Annotated in this window: 20 protein-coding genes and 1 pseudogene; 11 read left to right on the plus strand and 10 right to left on the minus strand. The window is 41.2% G+C overall.

The window, feature by feature from the left end; translation table 11 throughout:
- Positions 1-53: 53 nt before the first annotated feature.
- Positions 54-1421 carry a virulence-associated E family protein gene (locus BWX39_RS04445; protein ID WP_028904750.1) on the minus strand — a complete coding sequence of 456 codons (1368 nt, stop codon included), beginning with the start codon at positions 1419-1421 and terminating at the stop codon, positions 54-56.
- Between the two features lie 354 nt (positions 1422-1775).
- On the opposite strand from BWX39_RS04445, the pseudogene BWX39_RS04450 reads away from it, so the two are divergent.
- The 3 genes and pseudogenes from BWX39_RS04450 to BWX39_RS04460 all read left to right on the plus strand — a co-directional run bounded on the left by BWX39_RS04450 (position 1776) and on the right by BWX39_RS04460 (position 3258).
- Positions 1776-2079: pseudogene (locus BWX39_RS04450) on the plus strand (helix-turn-helix domain-containing protein).
- Positions 2080-2090: 11 nt separating this feature from the next.
- Positions 2091-2381, plus strand: coding sequence for a helix-turn-helix domain-containing protein (locus tag BWX39_RS04455; protein ID WP_014710425.1), 291 nt, complete (start codon positions 2091-2093; stop codon positions 2379-2381).
- A gap of 127 nt (positions 2382-2508) precedes the next feature.
- Positions 2509-3258 carry a ThiF family adenylyltransferase gene (locus BWX39_RS04460; protein WP_028904748.1) on the plus strand — a complete coding sequence of 250 codons (750 nt, stop codon included), beginning with the start codon at positions 2509-2511 and terminating at the stop codon, positions 3256-3258.
- Between the two features lie 23 nt (positions 3259-3281).
- Here the strand turns inward: BWX39_RS04460 and BWX39_RS04465 are convergent, their stop codons facing one another.
- Positions 3282-4025 carry a response regulator transcription factor gene (locus BWX39_RS04465; protein ID WP_028904747.1) on the minus strand — a complete coding sequence of 248 codons (744 nt, stop codon included), beginning with the start codon at positions 4023-4025 and terminating at the stop codon, positions 3282-3284.
- Between the two features lie 190 nt (positions 4026-4215).
- Here BWX39_RS04465 and BWX39_RS04470 point away from each other — a divergent pair, with 190 nt between their 5' ends.
- The 6 genes from BWX39_RS04470 to BWX39_RS04495 all read left to right on the plus strand — a co-directional run bounded on the left by BWX39_RS04470 (position 4216) and on the right by BWX39_RS04495 (position 10780).
- A complete protein-coding gene (locus tag BWX39_RS04470; RefSeq protein WP_014710428.1) occupies positions 4216-4845 on the plus strand; it encodes a hypothetical protein in 630 nt (209 codons plus the stop codon).
- 181 nt (positions 4846-5026) lie between these two features.
- Positions 5027-5158, plus strand: coding sequence for a hypothetical protein (locus BWX39_RS12705; protein ID WP_256595180.1), 132 nt, complete (start codon positions 5027-5029; stop codon positions 5156-5158).
- Between the two features lie 170 nt (positions 5159-5328).
- Entirely contained in the window at positions 5329-5937 is a 609-nt protein-coding gene (locus BWX39_RS04475) for a hypothetical protein (RefSeq protein WP_028904746.1), read from the plus strand.
- A gap of 468 nt (positions 5938-6405) precedes the next feature.
- A complete protein-coding gene (locus BWX39_RS04485) occupies positions 6406-7470 on the plus strand; it encodes a lysophospholipid acyltransferase family protein (protein WP_028904744.1) in 1065 nt (354 codons plus the stop codon).
- The gene (locus BWX39_RS04490; protein ID WP_014710432.1) at positions 7467-8660 is read left to right on the plus strand and encodes an arginase family protein; all 1194 of its coding nucleotides are present in this window, start codon (positions 7467-7469) and stop codon (positions 8658-8660) included. Before BWX39_RS04485 ends, BWX39_RS04490 begins: the two co-directional genes overlap by 4 nt.
- Positions 8657-10780, plus strand: coding sequence for an outer membrane beta-barrel family protein (locus BWX39_RS04495; protein WP_244271450.1), 2124 nt, complete (start codon positions 8657-8659; stop codon positions 10778-10780). The genes BWX39_RS04490 and BWX39_RS04495 overlap by 4 nt, the downstream gene beginning before the upstream one ends.
- Before the next feature lie 473 nt (positions 10781-11253).
- Here BWX39_RS04495 and BWX39_RS04500 read toward each other — a convergent pair whose 3' ends face one another.
- The 3 genes from BWX39_RS04500 to BWX39_RS04510 form a co-directional block, all read right to left on the minus strand.
- Complete coding sequence (locus tag BWX39_RS04500; protein WP_028904742.1) at positions 11254-11670, minus strand: hypothetical protein; 417 nt, start codon at positions 11668-11670, stop codon at positions 11254-11256.
- 39 nt (positions 11671-11709) lie between these two features.
- A complete protein-coding gene (locus tag BWX39_RS04505; protein ID WP_036860212.1) occupies positions 11710-12960 on the minus strand; it encodes a site-specific integrase in 1251 nt (416 codons plus the stop codon).
- A gap of 65 nt (positions 12961-13025) precedes the next feature.
- A complete protein-coding gene (locus BWX39_RS04510; RefSeq protein ID WP_028904741.1) occupies positions 13026-14255 on the minus strand; it encodes a site-specific integrase in 1230 nt (409 codons plus the stop codon).
- A gap of 15 nt (positions 14256-14270) precedes the next feature.
- On the opposite strand from BWX39_RS04510, the gene BWX39_RS12710 reads away from it, so the two are divergent.
- Entirely contained in the window at positions 14271-14402 is a 132-nt protein-coding gene (locus tag BWX39_RS12710; protein ID WP_014710436.1) for a hypothetical protein, read from the plus strand.
- Positions 14403-14797: 395 nt separating this feature from the next.
- Here BWX39_RS12710 and ahpF read toward each other — a convergent pair whose 3' ends face one another.
- The 4 genes from ahpF to BWX39_RS04530 all read right to left on the minus strand — a co-directional run bounded on the left by ahpF (position 14798) and on the right by BWX39_RS04530 (position 20037).
- Positions 14798-16357, minus strand: a complete 1560-nt coding sequence (gene ahpF, locus BWX39_RS04515) for an alkyl hydroperoxide reductase subunit F (RefSeq protein ID WP_028904740.1) — start codon at positions 16355-16357, stop codon at positions 14798-14800.
- 193 nt (positions 16358-16550) lie between these two features.
- Positions 16551-17117, minus strand: a complete 567-nt coding sequence (gene ahpC / locus BWX39_RS04520) for an alkyl hydroperoxide reductase subunit C (protein ID WP_028904739.1) — start codon at positions 17115-17117, stop codon at positions 16551-16553.
- Between the two features lie 348 nt (positions 17118-17465).
- A complete protein-coding gene (gene eno, locus BWX39_RS04525) occupies positions 17466-18773 on the minus strand; it encodes a phosphopyruvate hydratase (RefSeq protein WP_028904738.1) in 1308 nt (435 codons plus the stop codon).
- A 337-nt stretch (positions 18774-19110) separates the two neighbouring features.
- Positions 19111-20037, minus strand: coding sequence for a hydrogen peroxide-inducible genes activator (locus tag BWX39_RS04530; RefSeq protein ID WP_028904737.1), 927 nt, complete (start codon positions 20035-20037; stop codon positions 19111-19113).
- 119 nt (positions 20038-20156) lie between these two features.
- Here BWX39_RS04530 and BWX39_RS04535 point away from each other — a divergent pair, with 119 nt between their 5' ends.
- The gene (locus BWX39_RS04535; protein WP_028904736.1) at positions 20157-20858 is read left to right on the plus strand and encodes an HAD family hydrolase; all 702 of its coding nucleotides are present in this window, start codon (positions 20157-20159) and stop codon (positions 20856-20858) included.
- Between the two features lie 125 nt (positions 20859-20983).
- Here the strand turns inward: BWX39_RS04535 and BWX39_RS04540 are convergent, their stop codons facing one another.
- Entirely contained in the window at positions 20984-21442 is a 459-nt protein-coding gene (locus BWX39_RS04540; protein WP_028904735.1) for a hypothetical protein, read from the minus strand.
- Between the last annotated feature and the right edge of the window lie 332 nt (positions 21443-21774).

The raw sequence follows: 21774 nt of genomic DNA on the forward strand, positions 1-21774 counted from the left end.
ACAATGTATTTTTGTAGTACCAAGTCATACTACGAACTTACGACATACGGCTACTACATTTGGTTGCTGCAATAACTTGGCAAGGGACAAGGAAGAATCTTCCTTACCTTATATACATAGATGGGACTGCCGCCCTCACGCCTCTTGCTCACTTTCTCAAAGCCTGCTCTTTTCAAGGCTTCGCCCATGTGCTTCAAGGATAAGGGATGATGCGTATAGTAGCCTAAATAGGTAATTATCTCTGTGGTGGTCATGTAGGAGCAATGGGGATTATCATCAGTTGGTTTCTCAAAACAGCACAGCAGCAGTTCCATCTCTGCGGTCTGCACTTGAAAATCCTCGCTCTCCCTGTATAGTTCCGCTATCTCGTCCTCGTCAAACCAATAGCGGAAACCTGATTTTAACAAGGCTTTGGCTTCCGCATAGACGGTATCCATAGAGATAGCCTTTGCCTTGTTGATGTCTATGGACAACACTTCAAAGGGTAGGAACCGTCTACTGCCCGTGGGGTCTGTCAGAAAGTCGTTGCCGTTCACCGATGCAACGAAGCTCGCCAAGTGGGGATGTTCCTCCACATATTTGTCATAGGACATACGATACTTGACCATCGGGCAGGTAATGAGGTTCTTCAGTTCGTTTTCGTCACGCTTGTTGAGGGCTTTGAGTTGGTCGTCAATATTTACGATAAGATTCTGTCCGATATAGGTGAGCGTGTCCTTCTCTTGCGGATATATCTTTCCCGTGTAACTGTAACCATGAAGTGCAGGCGGACAAAGCAGATCAAGGAACGAGGTCTTGAACTTGCCCTGTTCGCCTGTGAGCACGAGGCAGGTATGGTTACGGCACTCACGGTCGTCCATTGCGTTGGCAACCACTGCCACGAGCCATTTGGTGAGGTACGGTAGCCATTTGTCGGAGTTGCGCACGACAACGCAACTTGCCAAGTCGGGAATGGCTTTCAGTGAAAGGGAAACTTTATTTCCACAATCAGGGTTACTGCTGCCTATATCCGTTGCAGACAACTTTTTGAAATACTCCTGTATGGGGTTGATGCGTGGAGAGAAACTACTCTCGATGATGGAATAGAGATTATCGGAAGATGTGATAATCCCGATGTCGTAGTCTATCTCCCTTCGGAGCGTGTTGATTTCATAGCGACCCACTTTTGAGAAATGAGCATCGTTCTTACTTCGATATTCGGTTCTTCCCAACACCGTATTGTATCTGAACTGGTAGTAAGAGGAGAGATAGGTTTCTATCTCACCGTTTTTGGAGGAAGTCTTCCTTTGCTTGGGAATATTGTTTCCGCCCTCCGATTTGCCTTTATCTGCATTCTTTTTCATTATATGCTTGGTTTGGTTTCCAAGAGTGAAGTTATCAAGAGAATGTGAAAGTTCCAAGCATTCGGAGAGTGCTTGCATAATGTTGCGCACATTGGCAATGAATTTCTCACGAATTTTTGACAGGAAACTGTCGGGAAGCATGGATTTAAGCCCCAAACAAGAGGACAAGTGCGTAAAGGATACAAGAAAGGCAGGTGCTTATTTGCTACAATCCGCATCGTATTGCATCGGCTAAAACGGATATGATAAAATGGAGTGAGGAGGCAAAGAAAAAAGGCTAAAATTAAAACCGCCTTTCCTTATTTTTCCCTGAATTTCCCTGCTGTTCCCTCGTGCTTTGAAGTATGGCAAACACTCCCTACTTTTGCAGGTAGAAACGTGCGGTGAAGCGCAAAACAAGAAAAGGAATTACAAACAAACAACAATAGAATTATGGGATATTTTATCATTACGGATTCAAACTGGGCAAGGCTCAGGAATGAGATACTCAGCCTTGCCGAGACCTGCCACAAGGCATTCGGGGAACAGAGCAAGCACACCGATTGGCTGCACAACGGTGATGTGTGCAGGCTGCTCAACATCAGTAAGCGTACCTTGCAGCACTACCGTGATACGGGTGTGTTGCCCTTTGCTCAAATCGGGCATAAGTGCTATTACAAGCGTGAGGACGTAGAGAGGTTGCTCCAAACCAAATCAGAGAAATCAAAAAACGGATAAAACTAAAATCAACAAATAAATAGGAAGAGTATGGAACAGGTAAGAGACTTGAACATGGAGGCTGACGATATGCAGGTGGTGCTGTCCGCTATCAGCGGAGTAAGCAAGAGAATTAAGGAAGTGGCACAGACACACAAGCCGCTGTTTGGCGGTGAGCACTTCCTCACAGGTAAGGAAGTATGCGATCGGCTGTATATCAGCCCACGCACCTTGCAGGACTATCGGGACAGGAGGATTATTCCCTATACGCAGTTCGCAGGGAAGATACTATATAAGGAGTCGGATTTGGAAAGGTTGTTGGAGGATAGCTATAAGGAGTAGCAAACATGTTATCTTCTGAATATGTTATAAAATCTAAAATAATCAACAATGTGATTAATTATTACACTTTTGTGTAGAGTATATATGCTTTATTACATCTACTTTTGCCTAAAATAATTATTTCGTTATGGAAGAAAGATATAGTAGAAACAGGCTCTATGTGAGCGTGAAAGAGCAAAGTGTGATAAAGGATTATAAGATATTCCTTGGTGGTGCAGGTATAGGCAGCATCGTGGCAGAGTGTGCCTTGAGGTTTGGCTTCGAGCATATCACCATTGTTGATGGTGATAAGGTTGAGGAAAGCAACCTGAACAGGCAGAACTATACAGAGAATGATATTGGCAGATACAAGGCAGAATGTTTGGCAGAGCGTTTGCAAAGTATCAATCCTGATGCGCAGATAGATTACCATACAGAGTTCCTTAACCCTGATAACATCGAAGAGATGTTGAATGGGCATAATGTTGCCATCAATGCATTGGACTTTAAGGACGATACGCCTTTTATCTTTGATAGGATTTGCAAAGAAAGAAAAATTCCCGTACTGCACCCATACAACTTTGGTTGGGCTGGCTTTGTTACGGTTGTAGACCCATTGGGGCATTCCTTATCTGAACTGACTGAAGAGCCAAAGGGATTTGAATTAAAGGTGGCTGAGTATGTTACCGGACACTGGGCTTTTTGGAATCAGCCTAAAGAGTGGTTAGACAAAATTGTAACCCAATATAAAAAGGAAAGCGAAATGCTACCACCTCCACAATTATCCATAGCCTCGTGGATTACCGCAGGCTTGTGTACAACGGCAATGTACAATCTTGCTACAGGAAAACCTGTGAACTATTTTCCAAAATTCTATTTCTCTTCACTTTTGCAGTAAAGTAAAATATCGTTTTAGAACAATTAGTTTAAGGTAGCTCTTGAAATAGCTTCGGTGATATTCGCCACGCCTAATTTGTCAAAGGCGTGGCGTTTATAGGTTTTGATAGAATCTAACGAGCGGCACATTCTGTCCGCAATTTCCGTCATGGTAAGCCCTGCTGCCGACAACCGTAGCACCTCAAGTTCTTCTTTTAAAGACATTCCTTCACACTCTTTCCATCGATGCCCCTCGAAAGAGTATTTCCAATAGTTTCTGAGCCCATTCTTGTGGAACTCTACATGCCCCACTGTTTTATGTGAAGATAGTGATACGACACACATACCTATCCATATCTTGCCCTCATCTGTCAATAAAATGGGAGTAAGCTGATGGTTTATCAGATTGCTTTTTGTTCCACTCTTCAGATGAAAGTGATAGGACATAGAACATTGGTATTTATCGACGTTATCGAAAGTATCAAAGAACTTAAACCCACTGCTGTTTAGCTCAACGAGCATTTTTTGTTCGTCCTCTGGGACATGCTCTAAGTAAAAGCTGTACCCTAATTCCTTTACTTCCTTTGCCGTATGCCCACAAAGAAACAAAGGGTTGTCCGACACATAAAGAAATTCCTGCCTGTAATAGTCTATCAAGTAAACACTTTGATAGGTAACACGAGCAAAAGCCTCTACGGTTTGCACCAACGTAGAGAGTACATTAGAATCATAGCCAGGTGCATTACGCACGGTATTTGATGCTATAAAGAAATCTTTTATGTCTGTCATATATGCTAAACGTGCTAAGGTTCTCTGATATATTTCACTACAAAAGTACATTTTTTATGTGAAATACCGCAAAAAGATTACACAAAAGTGTAAAAAACAAAGAGAGAAATGCCAAATTACACAAAAGTGTAATAGATGATATTTGCATAGGAAGTATTTTTGCCGTATAAATCAAGAAACAAAAAGCATTATGGAAAAACAGATTGCAACATTTAAGGACTATGCTATCTTCATGGCAGACAAAACGAGTCTGATGGAAATAGCACAGTTTGTGGTCAGGGAAAATTACTCCCATCACTTATCTTCATTTACAGAGAAAGAAGTAAATGAAGACATCAAATCAGTGCTTGAAGAAGAGGAATATCTGTATGATAACAAATCTCATATCTATATTGCAAGGGATGCCTTTGGGAATATAATTGGCTGCATCAGGAGTTTTCATTGGGATAAACACAAGACTCTTCCTATCGAAAAAATATATGGGATAAACCCACTGAATGCTATTCACCAGGAAAGTAAATATAGTTTTTGGCATATCGGACGCTTTGCCGTTGCAAAGGATTCGGGAATATCAACATTGACATTGTTCAAGCGGTTAATGGCTTTGGCAGTAAAGCCGATAGTTGAGGACAAGTACAGCTATATGATTGCAGAGATTGACAGCAAACTATTGAAAGTAATGAAGGTGTTGGGATTTGGTACACGTCAAATCGGAAAATCCATCGACTACCTGACATCCGAAACCGTTCCTGTATGTTCCAGTAAGAGAGGTATTATGGGCTTCTTTTCCAGATATGGTGAACTTTGCAAGGCTGCATGATTACACTTTTGTGTAATATTTCAGACAACAAATTCAGAATTACACAAAAGTGTAACGATATAATTTGGAGATATAAATATATTTGCAACAGAAATAATCAAGTCGACAAGATTATAAAACAGACCTAACTGTTAAAAGGAGCAATGCCGGAAGCTATAAGATGGCAATAAATAATAAAAATATGAAAAAGAATTTTGATGCAGAAAAGGAGTTCGGTTTCGAAGAACTCGAAGATCGTTTGGAAATGGCTCAAGTAGCCGCAGGGGACGTTGCTCGTTGTGGTGGAACAGTCGAACACGAAAAAGTAGTTTAATTCCAACACACAAAATGTTATAATGAATCCTGCGTGATAAAAATTATGTTTTGGCTGAAATAAAAATCCTTTACTCGATTTAACACGCATTAGTTTATTTAACAAGATGTTCACTAAGGGTTGTGTTGGAGTCTTAAATTTCGACACAACCCTTTAAATATTTAAAGAATATGGATATAAATAACATACATTTATCTGCTTATGGAAATACTTACATTGCCACGATTGCAAGCAAAGCTTACAAAATTAATGCTACTTTTTATAGAGTTCTATGCTGTATAAAGTCTGGGCTTTCCGTGGAAGATGCTATTTATCAGGTTTCTGTTGAAATAGATACAGATTATGATGTGTTGTTTGAGAAATTCTGTTCTTTTATAAAAAGAACTCAAAGGGTTAAACACGAAAGTTATATACGATACAAGCGTGCTGTAATAAAGGAAAAGTTGGTAAATAAAATTGCTTGTTCATTATTATTTTTGTACTCAAAGTATGTGTTCATATTATTGCTTTTTGCATGCATAACAACAAATGCCACCTATCTTTATTTTAATTACGAGCACTTTGGAAGCCCCTCATACTATACTATAGAAATGGGCATTATGGTGTTTATCGGTTATATATTATCACTTATTATACATGAAATTGGCCATGCAACAGCTACAGCATCAATGGGGAAAAGAGCTAAAGAAATAGGTTTTGGATTTTATATAATCTTTCCTGTATTTTATACAGATGTAACATCTGTTTGGAATATGAAAAAAAAGAGCGCATTCTTGTAAGTTTCGGAGGTGTATATTTTCAACTTCTGGTTAACGTTTTTATCATAGGCTTAATCTACTTTTTTCCACTGTGTGCATTGATAAGAGTCATGGACGGTTTGGTTATCTCAAATATATTGGTTGTTATGATCTCTATGACACCATTCTTTAGAAATGACGGCTATTGGATATTATCGGATTTTTGGGATATTCCGAATCTGTTGAAAAAATCTGATGATGCTCTTCTCCATCCTTATTCCCGACAAGAATATGACAACAAAAAAGAAAGATTTAAACTTATAGTGTTTGGTTTTGCCAATAATATGTTTAGGATATATGTATTTATACGTTTAGTACTAAATTTATTTAGCACTCTAATAGCCATGATTGGTATGATGACTCAAAATATAATGCTAAACGTAGTAAACATAATCATATCTATCATTGGTATATATTGGATTCTTACGAGTTACTATAAAATATTTCAATATGGAAATAAGAACAGATATTAAGAAAATCATCTTCCAATATGCTGATATAGAAATAGGCATGGAACATGAGCAACGGGAAAAATATTTGCGTTTTCAGCGCAACGTAGAAAAGATATTTGGCCTGAAAGTAGGCATGGATGAATACAATAAATTATGTGGTGTACTTGCTTTAAATCATACGTGCGAACAAAATCTAATGATGGATAATACTTTTCATGTAACGGAGTATCAACCATCAATGTCTCCCCGTATTTATATTACTCTACACCTTGGATGTTATGAAGAAATCGCTTACTACCTTATCAATAAGGAAGGAAAGATTTGTGTACCAGTGACTGAACGAGTCTATATGCACGAGATAGAGCATTATAATGCAAATTTAGGGAAGAGAGGCATAAAACCCTCTCAGCTGGTTTTTGTAAATATAGAGTCCAACACGGGACTTCGACAGATGATACGATATGCTCAAGCAGGATATAGCCTGCTATGCTACATTGATGGTAATTCTGGCATTGGAGGAATGACAAGAAGTGACTCTAAATTAGAAAGAATCCATTTCTTCAACACAACAATTCACGTCCGTAAAGGTATCGAATACATAGTCAGAATTCTAAATCGGAAAGTTGTCCCTATTTATACCTACATCGAGGATATAAACTATCAACTAAAAATCGTTCTTATGCCTCCCATTGAAAAGATTCCTTGTCATTCCCTTACTGCCAGTTTGTGGCAGTCTTTTCTTCATGTTATATGGAATTATTATTGGCAATGGGAAGCATGGCTCTATGTTGATGAATTTATTGAACAATCTGCCGAAAGGGAATCTGAGCAAAGCCGCTATATGCTCAACACAGACCGATATCTTCCACTCATAAAGTCTAGCATATGTTATTATTATGATAGAAAGACAAACAATTTGGTAAAAGTTGGTAAAAGATTGTTCAGATTGTTAAGTGACTTAGAACAATCATCTATTAGCTCATATTCTGAATTGATAAAGTATATTCCCAACGAAACGCTTGTCAATGACATTCTCACCAAGAAATTAATAATAAGAATATGACGCTTACCACATCAAGAGCTTGGCAGATAGTTCAAAAAGATTCAAGGGTCGTTGTTTCGAACATCTTGACAGGACGTAGTTTGTCAGTCGAATCCCATATAAGGACATTATTGGATTTTTGCAAAACTGCAAAAGCGGAAAAAGATATTGTTACATATCTTAAACAGTTTATACCCTCCGCCTCTATAGATGCAACAATTTCTACTCTTTTAAGAAAGAGAATTCTAGTTTCTGATGAAGATGATATTTTTACTGATACGATTCCTGTTCGTCCAACGTTATGGGGATGTGCTCATTCTGTAAGTTCAAGTACGCAGATTGTCATATTGGGAGCGCCGTTTGGCTTGGGTAATGCCGAGGATATTAGATGCAAGAATTTTCCGTTACATCTTCGCGATTTCGTCCATGGCTATTATTCTTTTAGAAATCAGGTAGATAATCTTGATAGATTAAATCCTATCGTAGTTGGTCCTTGGTTTGATTTCCCTAATTTTAAGGAAACACTCCGAAGTAAATCCATTGCTGATATCGGCGATGTTATTTTCTACTGCGGAGAAACACCTGAGATGTTTTACACCCGTTTGAAAAATATTTCCAAGGACATAGTTCATAATGGATTAATCCCCATATGTATAGGTGGTGACCATTCTATAACTTATCCAATAGTCGCAACTCTTAACGAAATAAACACACCATTTGTCATACTTCATTTTGACGCTCATGCCGATATGAAGAATGGTGTAGTGATGAAATTGCATGAACTATCAGGCTATAAACTTGTAAACCATGCCAATGTTATCAAGCACATTATTGGTTTTGAGAATGTTGAACATATTTATCAGATTGGCATCCGCGAGCCATTCCTTTACGACAACAAAAAAATTACAAGAATTAGCGTTCAAGACATAAACTCTTCAAAAAACACAGACATTTTAAAAGAGATAGAGACGCCTGTGTATATTACTTTCGACGTAGATTTTTTCGATCCTTCACTTGTTCCAGGAACGGCAACGGTATTGCCGAATGGAGGAGATTATAACAACACTTTTCGATTTCTGGCACAGATATTAAAACATAAACGTATCTTAGGCATGGATATAGTGGAAGCTAATCCAGCACTTGATGTACAAAACAAAACAACACTTCTGGTAAATAATTTATTAATGCAAATAATCAGTCAAATAAAATGAAGAAGTATTTAATCAGCTTGCTTGTCATGCAGGTAACATTATACTGCATGGCTCAGAATGTTACGAAAGACAGTACAAGCGCAGAAAAAACGAACAAGTTTGATTCTACACAGGTACTGAAAGAGGTTGTCGTAAAGGCTTACCGCCCTGTCTCGAGAGTAACTCGCGAGGGATTTACCTATTCCGTGAAGGGCACACCGCTTGCACTGTCAGGCTCGCTGACTGATGTTCTTGAACAGATGCCCATGGTCAAGAAAGGTCTGGGCGGCTTTGAGGTTGTGGGCAAAGGCACAGCCGTATTCTATCTAAACGGACGGAGAATGTACGATATATCCGAATTGAATAGCATCGCGGCAAAGGATGTGAAAAATGTGGAGGTCATCACTTCGCCTGGGGCACAGTATGATTCGTCCATCAGTTCTATTATCAAGATTACAACCACGTCAAATGACTTGGAGGGTTTAACCGTGGATGCTCGTAGCACATGGTATCAAAATCGACATAGCAGCTGGATAGGGCAGTTGGACATGCGCTACAGCACAAAGCGTTGGACAATCTACGACAACATCAAGTATCAGACCGACAACGACTTGACGTGGAAAAACCTTACTCAGACTGTGTATGCCGACTCGCTTTGGCATGAGGTCAGTGCTGAGAGTGAGTATCGCAAACAACGTAAACTCAGCAATATTTTCGGCATAGACTATCAGTTCTCTGAAGGTAATTTTATCGGAGGCCGCTATTCTCTGACTTACGGCTTTCGCAACAGCATGTTCCTTGAGTCAACAAACGACATCATGGCCAATGGATCGCATTATGATTTCCTGATGACAACGGGGGAGGAACGGGACCATAAACGTCCGCAGCACCTTTTCAACATCTATTATTCAGGCAAACTAAGCGGTTATATACTGAATGCTGATGTTGATTATCTCACAAACTCAGTTGTGAAGGATAACGTCTACACGGAAACCAGCGAAGCAAATGCGAACCGTATGGTTGACGCACTTAGTAATGTTAGAAATCGTATGCTCTCGCTGCGCACTTCCATCGGCCATAAGCTTTTTGGCGGTGACGCAACCATCGGCATGGAATATCGAGACACCAAACGAAATGACGATTACACGAACTCGGGCGAGTATATCCCTACCTCCATCAGCCTTCTGAAGGAGACTCTATACGCACCATTCGTGGATTATTCTGTTCTTACCAAGACAGGTCTATTCGGATTGGGAGTACGCATGGAGAGCACGAAGTTCAGATATTACGCAAATGGCGAGTATGTGCCTGAACAAAGCCTGTCAATGACAAGGCTTTTCCCCAAATTATCTTGGGGCATCCGTTTTGGCGCATTGCAGGCACAGTTGAAGTATTCTACTGGCATCAATCGTCCAACTTACCGACAGTTGAGCAGCAACATTCTCTACGGAAGCCTCTATACCTATCAGACAGGTAATCCATTACTCCGTCCAGAATACATACACGAACTGACATTGCAAGGCTTATGGCGTTTCATTCAGTTCCAAGCAACCTATTCAGACACTCGCAATGCAATTATCAATTGGGCCACGCAACTCGAATCACAGCCAGCGGTATCGGTCATGTCTTATAAGAATCTTCCGTCTGTCAGGCAGATACGTCTTGCAATGGTATTTTCTCGGACATTTGGCACCTGGAGTCCGCAACTGACACTCGCAATGAATAAGCAGTACCTTCACCTTGACACTCAGTTGGGAACTGTCAGTTTGCATGATCCCATTTGGGTGGTTAAGTTTTCCAACAGCCTGAAGGTGAGCCCGACATTTACGATGTTCCTTACAGCCAACTATCAGAGTACGGGCGATTATCGCAATGTTCACCTCACCCATCATGTATGGTCTGTCAATTTCAATGCTACCAAGCGTTTTTGTCATGACCGCTTCAGCGTGCAGCTCAAGGTCGGCGACATATTCAATACGCAAAAGGATGGCAACAAAATTCATAGCGACCGCATGATTATGAACCTTCTGAATACCTACGACTTCCGCGCAATCTCCTTGACCCTGCGTTATCAATTACATCAAAAGGACTACAAGCATCATCAACACGGCAATGTGGATGAAGAGTTGAGACGACTATAAGTTTGTCAAGCGGAGGATGTTATATAAATTAAGTGACTGGTTGATAGTAACCTAATTTATAGAACTTCTCTAAGAATAACTTAAGAGTTTTCCCCGTTTCATCTATAGATTCAAGCGGGTTATGGGGGAATTCGAAGAGTATCATACGAACCATCTGGGACAAAAGATGCTATAGCTTGCGGCAAATGGGAATGAGTTTATATCACAGATACCTATAAAGGAGTGTAAGTATAAATTATAATGAGCGAGATATCTGTCACTGCTTCTTTGCCTATGAGCCTGAGATTATTCTTCAAAGGAATGTCCAGCAAATAACGATGAAGCAATAAAAGAAGAAAGACAAATGTAGTTACTGCGTAGTATAATTATTTCGAGCACTTTACTACATGCAAATCTTTTCCCTTTCACCGTTTTATCCTTACTGTAGTTATGTAGTAAGATAATATCAATGAAAGAGAAAAGATATCAAATAATCAATTATTCACATTTCCCAATAAGAGAATTGGAGTTATGACGGATACAGATAGATTTAACTTATTATAGACGTACTTCCTGAACAACTGTTCTTCGGTACTGTCTAGCAGAAAGGAGAGGCTGATGATAATTGAAAGAGGATAGATTGGTGCATAGCCTTTGAGTTGTCCGTTGATGATGACTTCCTCTTCACCTGCACCCATCTCTCTGGGAGACAGATTGGAGGATTTCATTATCATTTGCAATCTGTGGTTGAGTTTTCTCCACGTTACACCGAAGAACCTCACGAGTTCGCTCGCCGTCATGGCTATCTCTCCGTTTCCCTTGCGAATGACCTGCATATTGCAGCCCCAATCAAAGAAACTGCGCTGATTGTCCGTGCTGGTCATAGTTCTTGGTTTATAGTTCGTTTTCATGCCGTTTCCTCCATTTTACAGATGGATATATCCAAAGGTTCATAAGCCTCTCTCCGCAGTCCTCTTTCTCTTTGCCGATTGCTTGACAATGAGTCTGTCCATATCCTCAGATATTTTCTTGTCCGTTACCTGTGCGTAAATCTGCGCGCTGGATATGGAGGCGTGTCCCATCATCTTGGCTATGCTCTCAATGGGTATTCCTGCGCTCAGGCTCATCGTACCGAAAGTGTGCCGTGCAACATGGTACGACAATCTCTGTCTGATACCGCAAGCCTTACCCACAATGCACAGGTTCTTGCCCATCACGCTACGGCTGCAATGCGGTTGGAAGACAAGGCTGTCGCCTTTTTCTTTTACAGTCTGCTGTTCTTCGTTTCCTGCCTGCGCATTCCTACAATAGTTGATGATGGCTTCAGCTACGGGATGCAGCGGTACGACAAACTCAACCTTTGTTTTCTGTCTCTCCTTGCGGATATACCTCTGTCCGTCTGCTGCCGTTTGGATATGCCTATATTCCAAAGTCTCCATATCAGCGATAGCCATACCAGTGAAGCAGGAAAAGACAAACATCAGCCGTGCCAACTCTGCTTTCCTGTCATTCATCCTCATTGCCATAAGTTTCATTACATCACTCTTTTGCAGGAAGCGTATCTTCTTTTCCTCCTTCTCATACTTGGCGTTCTCAAAGGGATTGCAGCGGATAATCCTCTTGCTCACCGCACGAAACATAAGTCGGCTCAGCCAACAGAGATTGGTATTGACAGTCGATGCTTTCAGCCCACGCTTTTTCAGGAAGAAACGGTATTCCTCAACCAAACTCTCCGTAATGGTGACTATGGGTATGTCCTTTAGTCCTTTATTTCCGATAAAATCACGGAGGTTTCTATCAGAATAGGATAGGTTCAGAAAAGTCCCCTCTGCCCTTGACTTGCCCACGCTCTCTTGGACGGATTGTAGTTCCGCCTTACTCATATCAAGGAGCGTTGTCGGATTGGTGGCAATACCTTGCAGGTGGTTCTTGATAAGTTCCACGCTTACTACTCCGTCCCTCGTCAATATGTCCCGATAGGTTTTTTCTATCAATTCACTGAACTCGCAGATTCTTTGATTTGTCTTCCTATTGGTTGTCAAGCTTTGCTTGGCGTTCCACTCGGAGGGCTGGCACCCTTCGCCTGTGGTAATGGCTGTGTTCTTTCCGTCTATGGTGATACGGCAGAGAATGGGGGTATTGCCGTCTGACTTTATTTTCTGTCTGTTGATATAGAACAGTATCTTGAATGTACTTCTCATAATGATCTTGATTGAATTGTCCGTGTTTTATTTGACTAAATACAATAGTGTATGAAAGCAAATGGTCAGATAGCCAACTGCATATCTTCGGTGAAAGAAAGGAAGCGGTCAAATTCCTCAAAGAGTTTCTGTGGTGTTACTTTTGCATAGCGCTCGGTCATACTTACGTTGCTATGTCCGAGCATCTTGCTCACCGTTTCAATGGGCACGCCCTGTTCAAGCGTGATGAGCGTTGCAAAAGTGTGCCTTGCGGTATGCGTGGTAAAGGGAAACGATATACCTGCACGAAGCCGCAGGGCTTTCAGGCAGGTCTGGTAGTTCTTGTACTTCATGTATGGAAGCAGCGTTTCCCTTTCATCGCTGTGGAGTTTCTCCATCAGCCTAATAGCTTCGGGCAACAATTTGATGCGGCAGAGTACGCCTGTCTTTTGGCGGTTGAACTTCAGCCACAAACTTCCCTCGTCATCACGGACAAGATGTGTCTTACTTAATTCCATCAAATCACAATACGCAGCACCTGTATAACAGGCAAAGAGAAAAATATCCCTTGCAGTTGCCATGTCCTCCTCTAAGTCCTCAAAGCGGAGAGTCTTTAACTTGTCCAAAGCCTCCCTGTCAAGTGCCTTTGGAACTTTCTTGTCTCCCCTTTCTATGTGAGCTTTGTCAAACATCAGAGTATCGGCTATCCCCTCACGATATGCCAACTTGCAGACTGTTTTCAAATGGGATGCCACTGCGAAGAAAGAACTTTCTTGGAAACCGCATACTACCAAGTAGTATTGGCGAAACTCATAGATAAAACTCTCTGTCAATTGTGAAAAAGCCAAATCCGAAACCCTATATCTCTTCTGAATGAACTCCTGCAAGCGGCTTCTCGTAGAATGATAACTTGACAGGGACTCTTTCTTGATATCCACACCGATATGGCTTTCTTTCTCCTTGATGAGCATATCCAGCCTTTCGATAAGCATACAGCGAGTCTGCACGCTCCCTTGAAACAGCTCTTTCACATCGGTTGCGTCAAACGGGCAACCTTTGGAGAGCAGGGACTGATAAACCGACTGAACTGACAAAAGCAGATTCTCCAACCTGCCGTTTATCTCCACCGCCTCATGACTCTTTCCGTCCATTCTACTTTCACGGGGATTCCACAAATCAGGATTGCAGGAGAGTTTACAACTGAACTGCGCAACATTCCTTCCAAGTGTGATACGCCCCATAATCGGAGCCTTCCCTGACTTGGCAAGACCGCTCTTTTTAAGGTAGAGCAACACCTTCATTTTCTCTTGCTTCATACGCTTTGATGTTTTGTGACAAAATTACCAAATTCAAAGCGTTCCTCACTTATGCAGAAGACTGCCGACCGAAGCAACAGCCACACGAGCGAAAATAATTCAGTTACCGAACATTACTCCATCGTTACCTATCCCAAAATCAGGTAATGCTTTGGTAACTGAACTTCTGCCTAAATCTGCATATTCCTGCCCTTTTTGAAAAGAGTACTTCTATGCAAATCGTTCCGTTTCTCCCACATTATCAGTTAGTTTTCGCCAACTTCGATTTTGCTTCATTTTCTGTGATTAGTTACACGGTAAAAGCGGCTGTTTTGCGACGCAAAATAGCCGCTTTTGCAATGCCAAAGCGCAGTTATCACTTTTTAAGAGAATTATCTTTACAAGATTAGAGATATTTTCAACACTTGCTTTGGGAAGTAGAAAGAAAATCAACATCTCTAATATGTAGTGGTTATCATTATAAAAAGAAGAGGGAATAGCGTATAAAGTACGCTGTTCCCTCTTTCTTATATATTCTTGTTTGACTTTGTTCTAAGTCTTTATTAGATTATTCCACGTAAACGGTCGTCGAATGCCGACAAGGCTGCTTTTGCACCTTCGCCCATAGCAACAATGATTTGTTTGTATGGAACATTAGAAACATCGCCTGCTGCATAGACACCCGAAATGGCAGTACGGCAGAACTCGTCTACTTTTATTTCGTTGCGTGGTGTCAATTCCAATTCTTCTTTGAAAGCATCGCTATTGGCTGCAAGACCTATTTGCACGAAAACGCCGTCAAATTCGTAGTCTTTTTCTTCCTCTGTCAGGCGGTCTTTAACGGTCAGTGCTGTCAGTTTCGTACCGTCGCCCTTCACGTTGGTTGTCTGTGCATTGGTAAAAATGCTCATGTTTTCTATTTGCTTAGCCTTTTCCTGCAATACGGTATCGGCACGAAGGGTATCGCCAAACTCAAATACCGTAACTTTATTGCAAATGCCTGCAAGGTCGATGGCAGCTTCCAAACCAGAGTTTCCGCCACCAATCACGGCAACATTCTTGCCTTTATAGAAAGGTCCGTCGCAGTGTTGGCAGAAGTGTACGCCGTGTCCGATGTACTTAGCTTCGTCGCCGACATTCAGTCTGCGCCAGTTAGCACCTGTTGCGATGATTACGGCAGGAGCCTTGAACACCTCGCCACCTTTCACTTTGATACTCTTTGTCTTTTCTTTCAAACTTACACTTGCAATTTTTCGGTGTTCGAAAAGCTCGATAGGGTAGTCGGAAAGGTGTGCTTTTAGGTCGGCAGCAAGCTGTGTTCCGTTTGTATTGGGCACAGAAATAAGATTCTGAATGCCTGTCGTGTCGTTTACTTGTCCGCCAATTCGCTCTGCCACCAAGCCCACTTTCAAGCCTTTGCGTGCAGAATAAATTGCTGCTGACGCACCAGCAGGACCGCCACCTACGACAATCACATCGTATTCGCGTTCTATTGACTCTTCGTTTTCAAGTGCTTCGCTGCCCACCATATCTTCCAACTCTTGCAAGAGTATGCCAAGGTCGCCTCGTCCGATGTGCAACGACTCGTTGTTGCAGTACACAGCGGGTACTCCTTGTATGTTTAAGTCGCTTACTTCCTGCTGATAGATACCGCCATCTATCATTTCGTGCTTAATGTTGGGATTGATGAGCGACATGAGGTTGAGTGCCTGCACAACGTCAGGACAGTTGGTACAGGTAAGTGAAACGTATGTTTTCAGTGCAATTTCGCCTTTCAGCGATTTTATTCTGCGCTGTATTGCTTCGTCTGGGAAATTCTTGCCCTGTCCGTCGGTGTTGAGAACAGCCAAAAGGAGCGATGTAAATTCGTGTCCGTTTGGTATCCCACGGAATGTTATACCCGTTTCGTTGTTGTCTTTTAGTAGTTTAAAACTGAGTTGTGCGTTTTCTTCTTCAGTGAAACTAACCGACAATTTTTCTGATGTTGAAGCTATATCGTTGAGAAATTCTTGCAATTCGCCTTTTTTCTCGTCGTCTTTTTTGCTTGTTGCAGCAAAGGTTATCTGCGATTTAAGCGATGCAAATACACCTCTTACTTGGTCTAATATATTCTTATCTAACATATTTCTGCTTTTTAAATTAGTCTGTATTGTTTGTTATAGAATGCAATCTTCTTCGTCTTGTCGGCAGGTTAAATAAAAAGTCTCTTACTGTCCTATCCTGCCTTTTTACTTTTTGGGGAAGAAGGCTGATAGGAGAGTGAGAGACTGTCCATAATGTTTTGTATTGTAAAACCCTTTTCAGTCAGTCGGTTGCTTAAATCTTACCTACGAGGTCGATGCTTGGTTTCAAGGTTTCAGCACCTTCGTTCCACTTTGCAGGGCAAACTTCGCCTGGGTGAGAAGCTACGAACTGTGCAGCCTTAACCTTGCGAACAAGCTCGTCAGCGTTACGACCGATAGAGTTGTCTTGCATTTCAGCCAACTTAATCTTGCCTTCTGGGTTTACGAGGAATGTACCACGGTAAGCCATACCTTCTTCTTCAATGTAAACACCGAAGCCCTTTGCCAATACTCCGAGTGGGTCTGCGAGCATGGTGTACTTAATCTTCTTGATGCTGTCTGAAGCATCTGCCCATGCCTTGTGTACGAAATGAGTATCGCAGCTTACTGAGAATACCTCAACACCCATACTCTTCAACTCTTCGTATTTGTCAGCAAGGTCTACAAGTTCAGTAGGACAAACGAATGTGAAGTCAGCTGGATAGAAGAAGAAAATAGCCCACTTGCCTTTGATATCTTCGCTTGATACTGTTTTGAACTCACCGTTTTGGAATGCCTGAACCTTAAATTCAGGAGCTGTTGCATTGATAATTGTTTCCATTTTTCTGTTGTTTTGTTTTCAATGGCTTTCGGTTTGGCACCGTCGGCTCATCGATAATTATTATTGTTAGTTTAAATTTTCAATTCTATTGTCTGTTGTTTTGTTTGACAATGCAAAGGTAGACATATATACAATATTGCACAACAGATAATATCTATCGAGCAATTGAAAATATCTATATAGTACTTTAATTATTTAATTATCAGTGTTTTATATTACTGAAACAATGTTTTCAGTATTCTTTTTTTTGTAAACGATATACTATCTTGCAATTTTCAACTTCTATATATAACGAAAAAAGGGATAGACAGTTGGTCTATCCCTTTATAATTGTTTATCAAAAAGATATTACTTAATCTTCTTGTAACCGTATTTTGCTGTGCAGCAAAGTTCTTCTTCGATACGGATAAGTTGGTTATACTTAGCCATACGGTCTGTACGAGACATTGAACCAGTCTTAATCTGACCAGAATTTGTTGCCACAGCAATGTCTGCAATGGTGGTGTCTTCTGTTTCACCAGAACGGTGAGAAGTAACTGTTGTGTAGCCAGCACGGTGTGCCATCTCTATAGCTTCGAGTGTTTCAGTCAGAGAACCAATCTGATTAACCTTGATAAGGATTGAGTTTGCTGCACCCATCTTGATACCTTTTTCGAGGAACTTAACGTTGGTAACGAACAAGTCGTCGCCTACTAACTGGCAGCGATCACCAATCTTGGCAGTAAGTTTAACCCAGTTTTCCCAGTCGTTTTCGTCGAGACCGTCCTCAATAGAGTCGATAGGGTATTCTGTAATGAGCTCTTCCAAGTATGCAATCTGCTCGTCGGCTGTGAGTTTCTTGCCGTTAGGGTCTTTTGGTATACCGTTCTTGAGCTTGCTGTAGTCGTAGAACCACTTGCCATTCTCTAATGTTGCGAACTCAGAAGCGGCGCAGTCCATTGCAATCTTGACGTCTTTGCCAGGTTCATAGCCTGCATCTTTGATAGCTTGCATAATTGAATCGAGTGCATCTTTGATACCTTCGAACTTGGGAGCGAAGCCACCTTCGTCGCCAACGGCTGTTGAAAGACCACGTTTCTTAAGGTTCTTCTGCAATGTATGGAAGATTTCGGCACCCATTCGCAATGCTTCACGAATGTTGTCAGCACCGACAGGGCGTATCATAAACTCCTGGAATGCGATAGGAGCATCAGAGTGTGCACCGCCATTGATGATGTTCATCATTGGAACAGGCAATGTATAGGCATTGACACCACCGATATAGCGGTACAAAGGCATATCCAAAGCCTTGGCTGCTGTCTGTGCTACTGCCAAAGAAACGCCGAGAATAGCGTTAGCGCCAAGCTTACTCTTGGTAGGAGTACCATCGAGTGCCAACATCATATAGTCGATTGCGCGTTGGTCGGTTACGCGGAAACCTTTCAATTCGGGCGCAATAATATCGTTTACATTCTCTACTGCCTTCAAAACACCCTTACCGCCAAAACGTTTCTTGTCGCCATCGCGAAGTTCGAGTGCCTCGTTCTCACCTGTAGATGCACCTGATGGTACGCTTGCACGACCCATTACACCATTTTCGAGTGTTACTTCAACTTCAACGGTAGGATTGCCACGTGAGTCGATAATCTCACGAGCGTGTACTTTTTCAATCTTCATAATTTTACTTTTGTAAATGTATTATTAAAAAATGTTCTTTATCTCTTTTTCCTTTTTGCTTGCCGCAAGGGTAACCGATTTGTTTTCTCAGATGGCAAACCGAATGTTATCCTTCTTTCAAGACTGCCCTTCCACACTTGTAGGGGTGATTTCTGACGTCTTATTACGTTTTCGACTTCAAAATTATAAAAAAGAAATGAGAGTGGCAAACATTTCACACAAAATAACACGGGTGCAATTCTTGTATGCCTCCTATTGTTTATATTGCTATCTGCACTGAACAATATAAAGGTTCTCGGCTATTCTAAATGTGCAGATAACAGCTATTGGAGGATTTTTATAATGCTTGCTGCATTTTGTTCATTTGGAGCATATCTGCTGGAACAGCTGCACGAATCTTGTCTATGATGAGTTGTCGCAGCGAGGTGCGGAGGAAGTTCTTTTGTGTGAGCAATATGATGTCGCGTGTGGGAATAGGGTGGGCGAAAGAGCGCACCAATTCCTTTTGCACTTCGGTAAGCTGCTCAAGCGCAAGTTCGGGAATGAATGTTACGCCTTTTCCGCTCTCTACAATGCGCATAAAGGTTTCGATACTGCCGAGGTTGTATGCCTTCTTGCTTTTCGCAGCCGACTTTAAGTGGCAGAATTTTACGAGTTGTTCGCGAAAGCAATGCCCCTCGTCGAGCAGCCAAAGATACTCGCCCGTCAAATCAACCGTGCGAATTGCCTTGTTGTTGAACAAGGCATCGCCTTTCGATACATAGACAAAGAACTTCTCAAAGTAGAGATGTTCGCTGTCGAATCCCTCCTGTCCCTCTACCTGTGCAACGATACCAGCGTCTATGTCGCCGTGTTTCAGTGCCTTGTGTATGTCTTCTGTCTTCATTTCCGTAACACGGATATCCAACTCGGGGTACTCGTTCATAAGCTGTGGAAGGAAGCGCGGAATAAGGTAAGGGGCGATAGTGGGCAATACGGCAACGTGGAAAGTTCCCGAAAGCGAATGCCGCTCTTCTTCAACAACTTCTTTCAGTTGCTTTGCCCGTACAAGAATATTCCAAGCCCGCTCTATAATGAGCATTCCTTCGGCAGTTGGTTTGATGGGCTGCTTGCTACGGTCGAATATCTTCACACTTAGTTCTTCTTCCAATTTCTGAATCATCGAGCTTAGCGTAGGTTGGGTAACGTTGCAGTAGTCGGCAGCCTTTGCAAAATGCTTGCATCGGTAAACCGCCATAACATATTCTAATTGTTGAAGTGTCATATATATTAGGAGAGATTAATTCTTTTAGAGATACAAAGGTACTATATTTTTTTAAACAACCTTTAGAGGAAATGCTAAATGTAGAATGTTTTTCGTTTTTTATTTATTAATTTTGCGGAATGATTGGAAAAGACAAAATAAAACTGCTTGCTTTTGACGCTGACGATACCTTGTGGGACTGCCAGTCGCACTTCGATGCTGCAGAAAAGGAATATCAGGATATATTGAGCGATTACGGAACGCCTGCGGAAGTTTCTGCTGCGCTGTTCAAAACCGAAACGGCTAATATGCCCTTGTTGGGCTATGGATGCAAGGCATTCGTGCTTTCGCTTATCGAAAATGCCGTTTCGATGAGCAACGACAACCTGTCGGCTGACAAAATAGCACGGATTTTAGACTTTGGAAAAGACTTGTTGAATATGCCTGCCACTCCCTTGGAAGGTGTTCAGACTGTGCTTAGTACCTTGAGTAGCGCACGAAAAGATTATAAAATGGTGGTTTTTACGAAGGGAGAGCTGTTAGACCAAGAGAACAAACTGAAGCGTTCCGGCTTGGAAACCTTCTTCGATGCCATCGTTGTGGTGTCTGACAAAACGCAGAAGGAATATGAAATGCTTTGCAAACGCTTCGATTGTTCTGTAAACGAACTTGTTATGGTGGGCAATTCGTTCCGTTCCGATATAGCACCAGTCTTGGAATTGGGCGGCTATGCTATCCATATACCGTCTAAAATATTGTGGCAACACGAACACGCTGACGAGTACGAACACAAGCATCTTGTTACCGTAAACGAGATTAGCGGTATCTTGCAATATCTTTAAAACCTCTTTTAAGAGTCATTCTGATAATAGGGGAACGTTCTCGCAATGAGAATGTTCCCCTATTTTATACAACCAAAAAGCAGCTGTAAGGCTGCTTTTAAAATATATAGTAGGCATATTGGGTTCTATAGCTCGGTTTGCTCAACAACGTGAAACATTTTATGACCTGCCAATGTAGGGTTAGAATTAACTGTTTCTGTATAAGCCTTTATTGCTTCTTCTGTTTCTAAAAATATCTTGCATTTTTCAACTTCACAAGCTAACTCCTCCTTCGTTACCTTTTTACGATAAGGGCTAACTAATGTTCCTTCATTCAAACACTCCCAACCATTCAAGGAAAGGTAATTTTTAGCAGCAACACCACTGTTAAACAATACAGCCTTACCATTTTCTGTAACGAGAGCGAACTTGCTATAAGCAACAACTCTAAAAATAGGAGCATAGTATTGACTGAGACTTTTTATTTTAATTGAAGGGTATGAAAATAAGGTATAGATATAATATCCATCATCTGTTTTCTTTGTTTGTGCAGAAACAGACAACGTAAACACTGTTACCAATAAAGCAAGTAATATTCTTTTCATAATAAAATAATATGTATTAATTAATTGTATACAAAGGTAATGAATATGTTAAAGAATTACAAGGCTTTTCTATTTTTTAACTTTGAAAAGTAGAAATCCCCATAAAATGGCTATTTGAAGCAGTATAGAAATGGATTTATAAAGCTTTGGTATTCACGTACTTAGTTCGCTGTTGTAAAAATCTGATAAATTACTTACACGTAAATAAATATTTTTCTACGTGTAAGTAAATATTTTTCTACACGTAAGTAAATTATTATTTACACGTAAATAATTTCACCGAGAAAGATTTTTGCAGTCTGCACGTTTTTGGGTCATATACTTCTAAAAAA

Origin of the sequence: Prevotella intermedia ATCC 25611 = DSM 20706, assembly GCF_001953955.1 — a bacterium.
GTDB classification, from domain to species: domain Bacteria; phylum Bacteroidota; class Bacteroidia; order Bacteroidales; family Bacteroidaceae; genus Prevotella; species Prevotella intermedia.

Bases quoted from the DNA above. Each gene is read 5' to 3' on its own strand.
- BWX39_RS04445 (WP_028904750.1), bottom strand. From the start codon at position 1,421: ATGCAAGCACTCTCCGAATGCTTGGAACTTTCACATTCTCTTGATAAC.
- BWX39_RS04455 (WP_014710425.1), top strand. From the start codon at position 2,091: ATGGAACAGGTAAGAGACTTGAACATGGAGGCTGACGATATGCAGGTG.
- BWX39_RS04460 (WP_028904748.1), top strand. From the start codon at position 2,509: ATGGAAGAAAGATATAGTAGAAACAGGCTCTATGTGAGCGTGAAAGAG.
- BWX39_RS04465 (WP_028904747.1), bottom strand. From the start codon at position 4,025: ATGACAGACATAAAAGATTTCTTTATAGCATCAAATACCGTGCGTAAT.
- BWX39_RS04470 (WP_014710428.1), top strand. From the start codon at position 4,216: ATGGAAAAACAGATTGCAACATTTAAGGACTATGCTATCTTCATGGCA.
- BWX39_RS12705 (WP_256595180.1), top strand. From the start codon at position 5,027: ATGAAAAAGAATTTTGATGCAGAAAAGGAGTTCGGTTTCGAAGAACTC.
- BWX39_RS04475 (WP_028904746.1), top strand. From the start codon at position 5,329: ATGGATATAAATAACATACATTTATCTGCTTATGGAAATACTTACATT.
- BWX39_RS04485 (WP_028904744.1), top strand. From the start codon at position 6,406: ATGGAAATAAGAACAGATATTAAGAAAATCATCTTCCAATATGCTGAT.
- BWX39_RS04490 (WP_014710432.1), top strand. From the start codon at position 7,467: ATGACGCTTACCACATCAAGAGCTTGGCAGATAGTTCAAAAAGATTCA.
- BWX39_RS04495 (WP_244271450.1), top strand. From the start codon at position 8,657: ATGAAGAAGTATTTAATCAGCTTGCTTGTCATGCAGGTAACATTATAC.
- BWX39_RS04500 (WP_028904742.1), bottom strand. From the start codon at position 11,670: ATGAAAACGAACTATAAACCAAGAACTATGACCAGCACGGACAATCAG.
- BWX39_RS04505 (WP_036860212.1), bottom strand. From the start codon at position 12,960: ATGAGAAGTACATTCAAGATACTGTTCTATATCAACAGACAGAAAATA.
- BWX39_RS04510 (WP_028904741.1), bottom strand. From the start codon at position 14,255: ATGAAGCAAGAGAAAATGAAGGTGTTGCTCTACCTTAAAAAGAGCGGT.
- ahpF (WP_028904740.1), bottom strand. From the start codon at position 16,357: ATGTTAGATAAGAATATATTAGACCAAGTAAGAGGTGTATTTGCATCG.
- ahpC (WP_028904739.1), bottom strand. From the start codon at position 17,117: ATGGAAACAATTATCAATGCAACAGCTCCTGAATTTAAGGTTCAGGCA.
- eno (WP_028904738.1), bottom strand. From the start codon at position 18,773: ATGAAGATTGAAAAAGTACACGCTCGTGAGATTATCGACTCACGTGGC.
- BWX39_RS04530 (WP_028904737.1), bottom strand. From the start codon at position 20,037: ATGACACTTCAACAATTAGAATATGTTATGGCGGTTTACCGATGCAAG.
- BWX39_RS04535 (WP_028904736.1), top strand. From the start codon at position 20,157: ATGATTGGAAAAGACAAAATAAAACTGCTTGCTTTTGACGCTGACGAT.
- BWX39_RS04540 (WP_028904735.1), bottom strand. From the start codon at position 21,442: ATGAAAAGAATATTACTTGCTTTATTGGTAACAGTGTTTACGTTGTCT.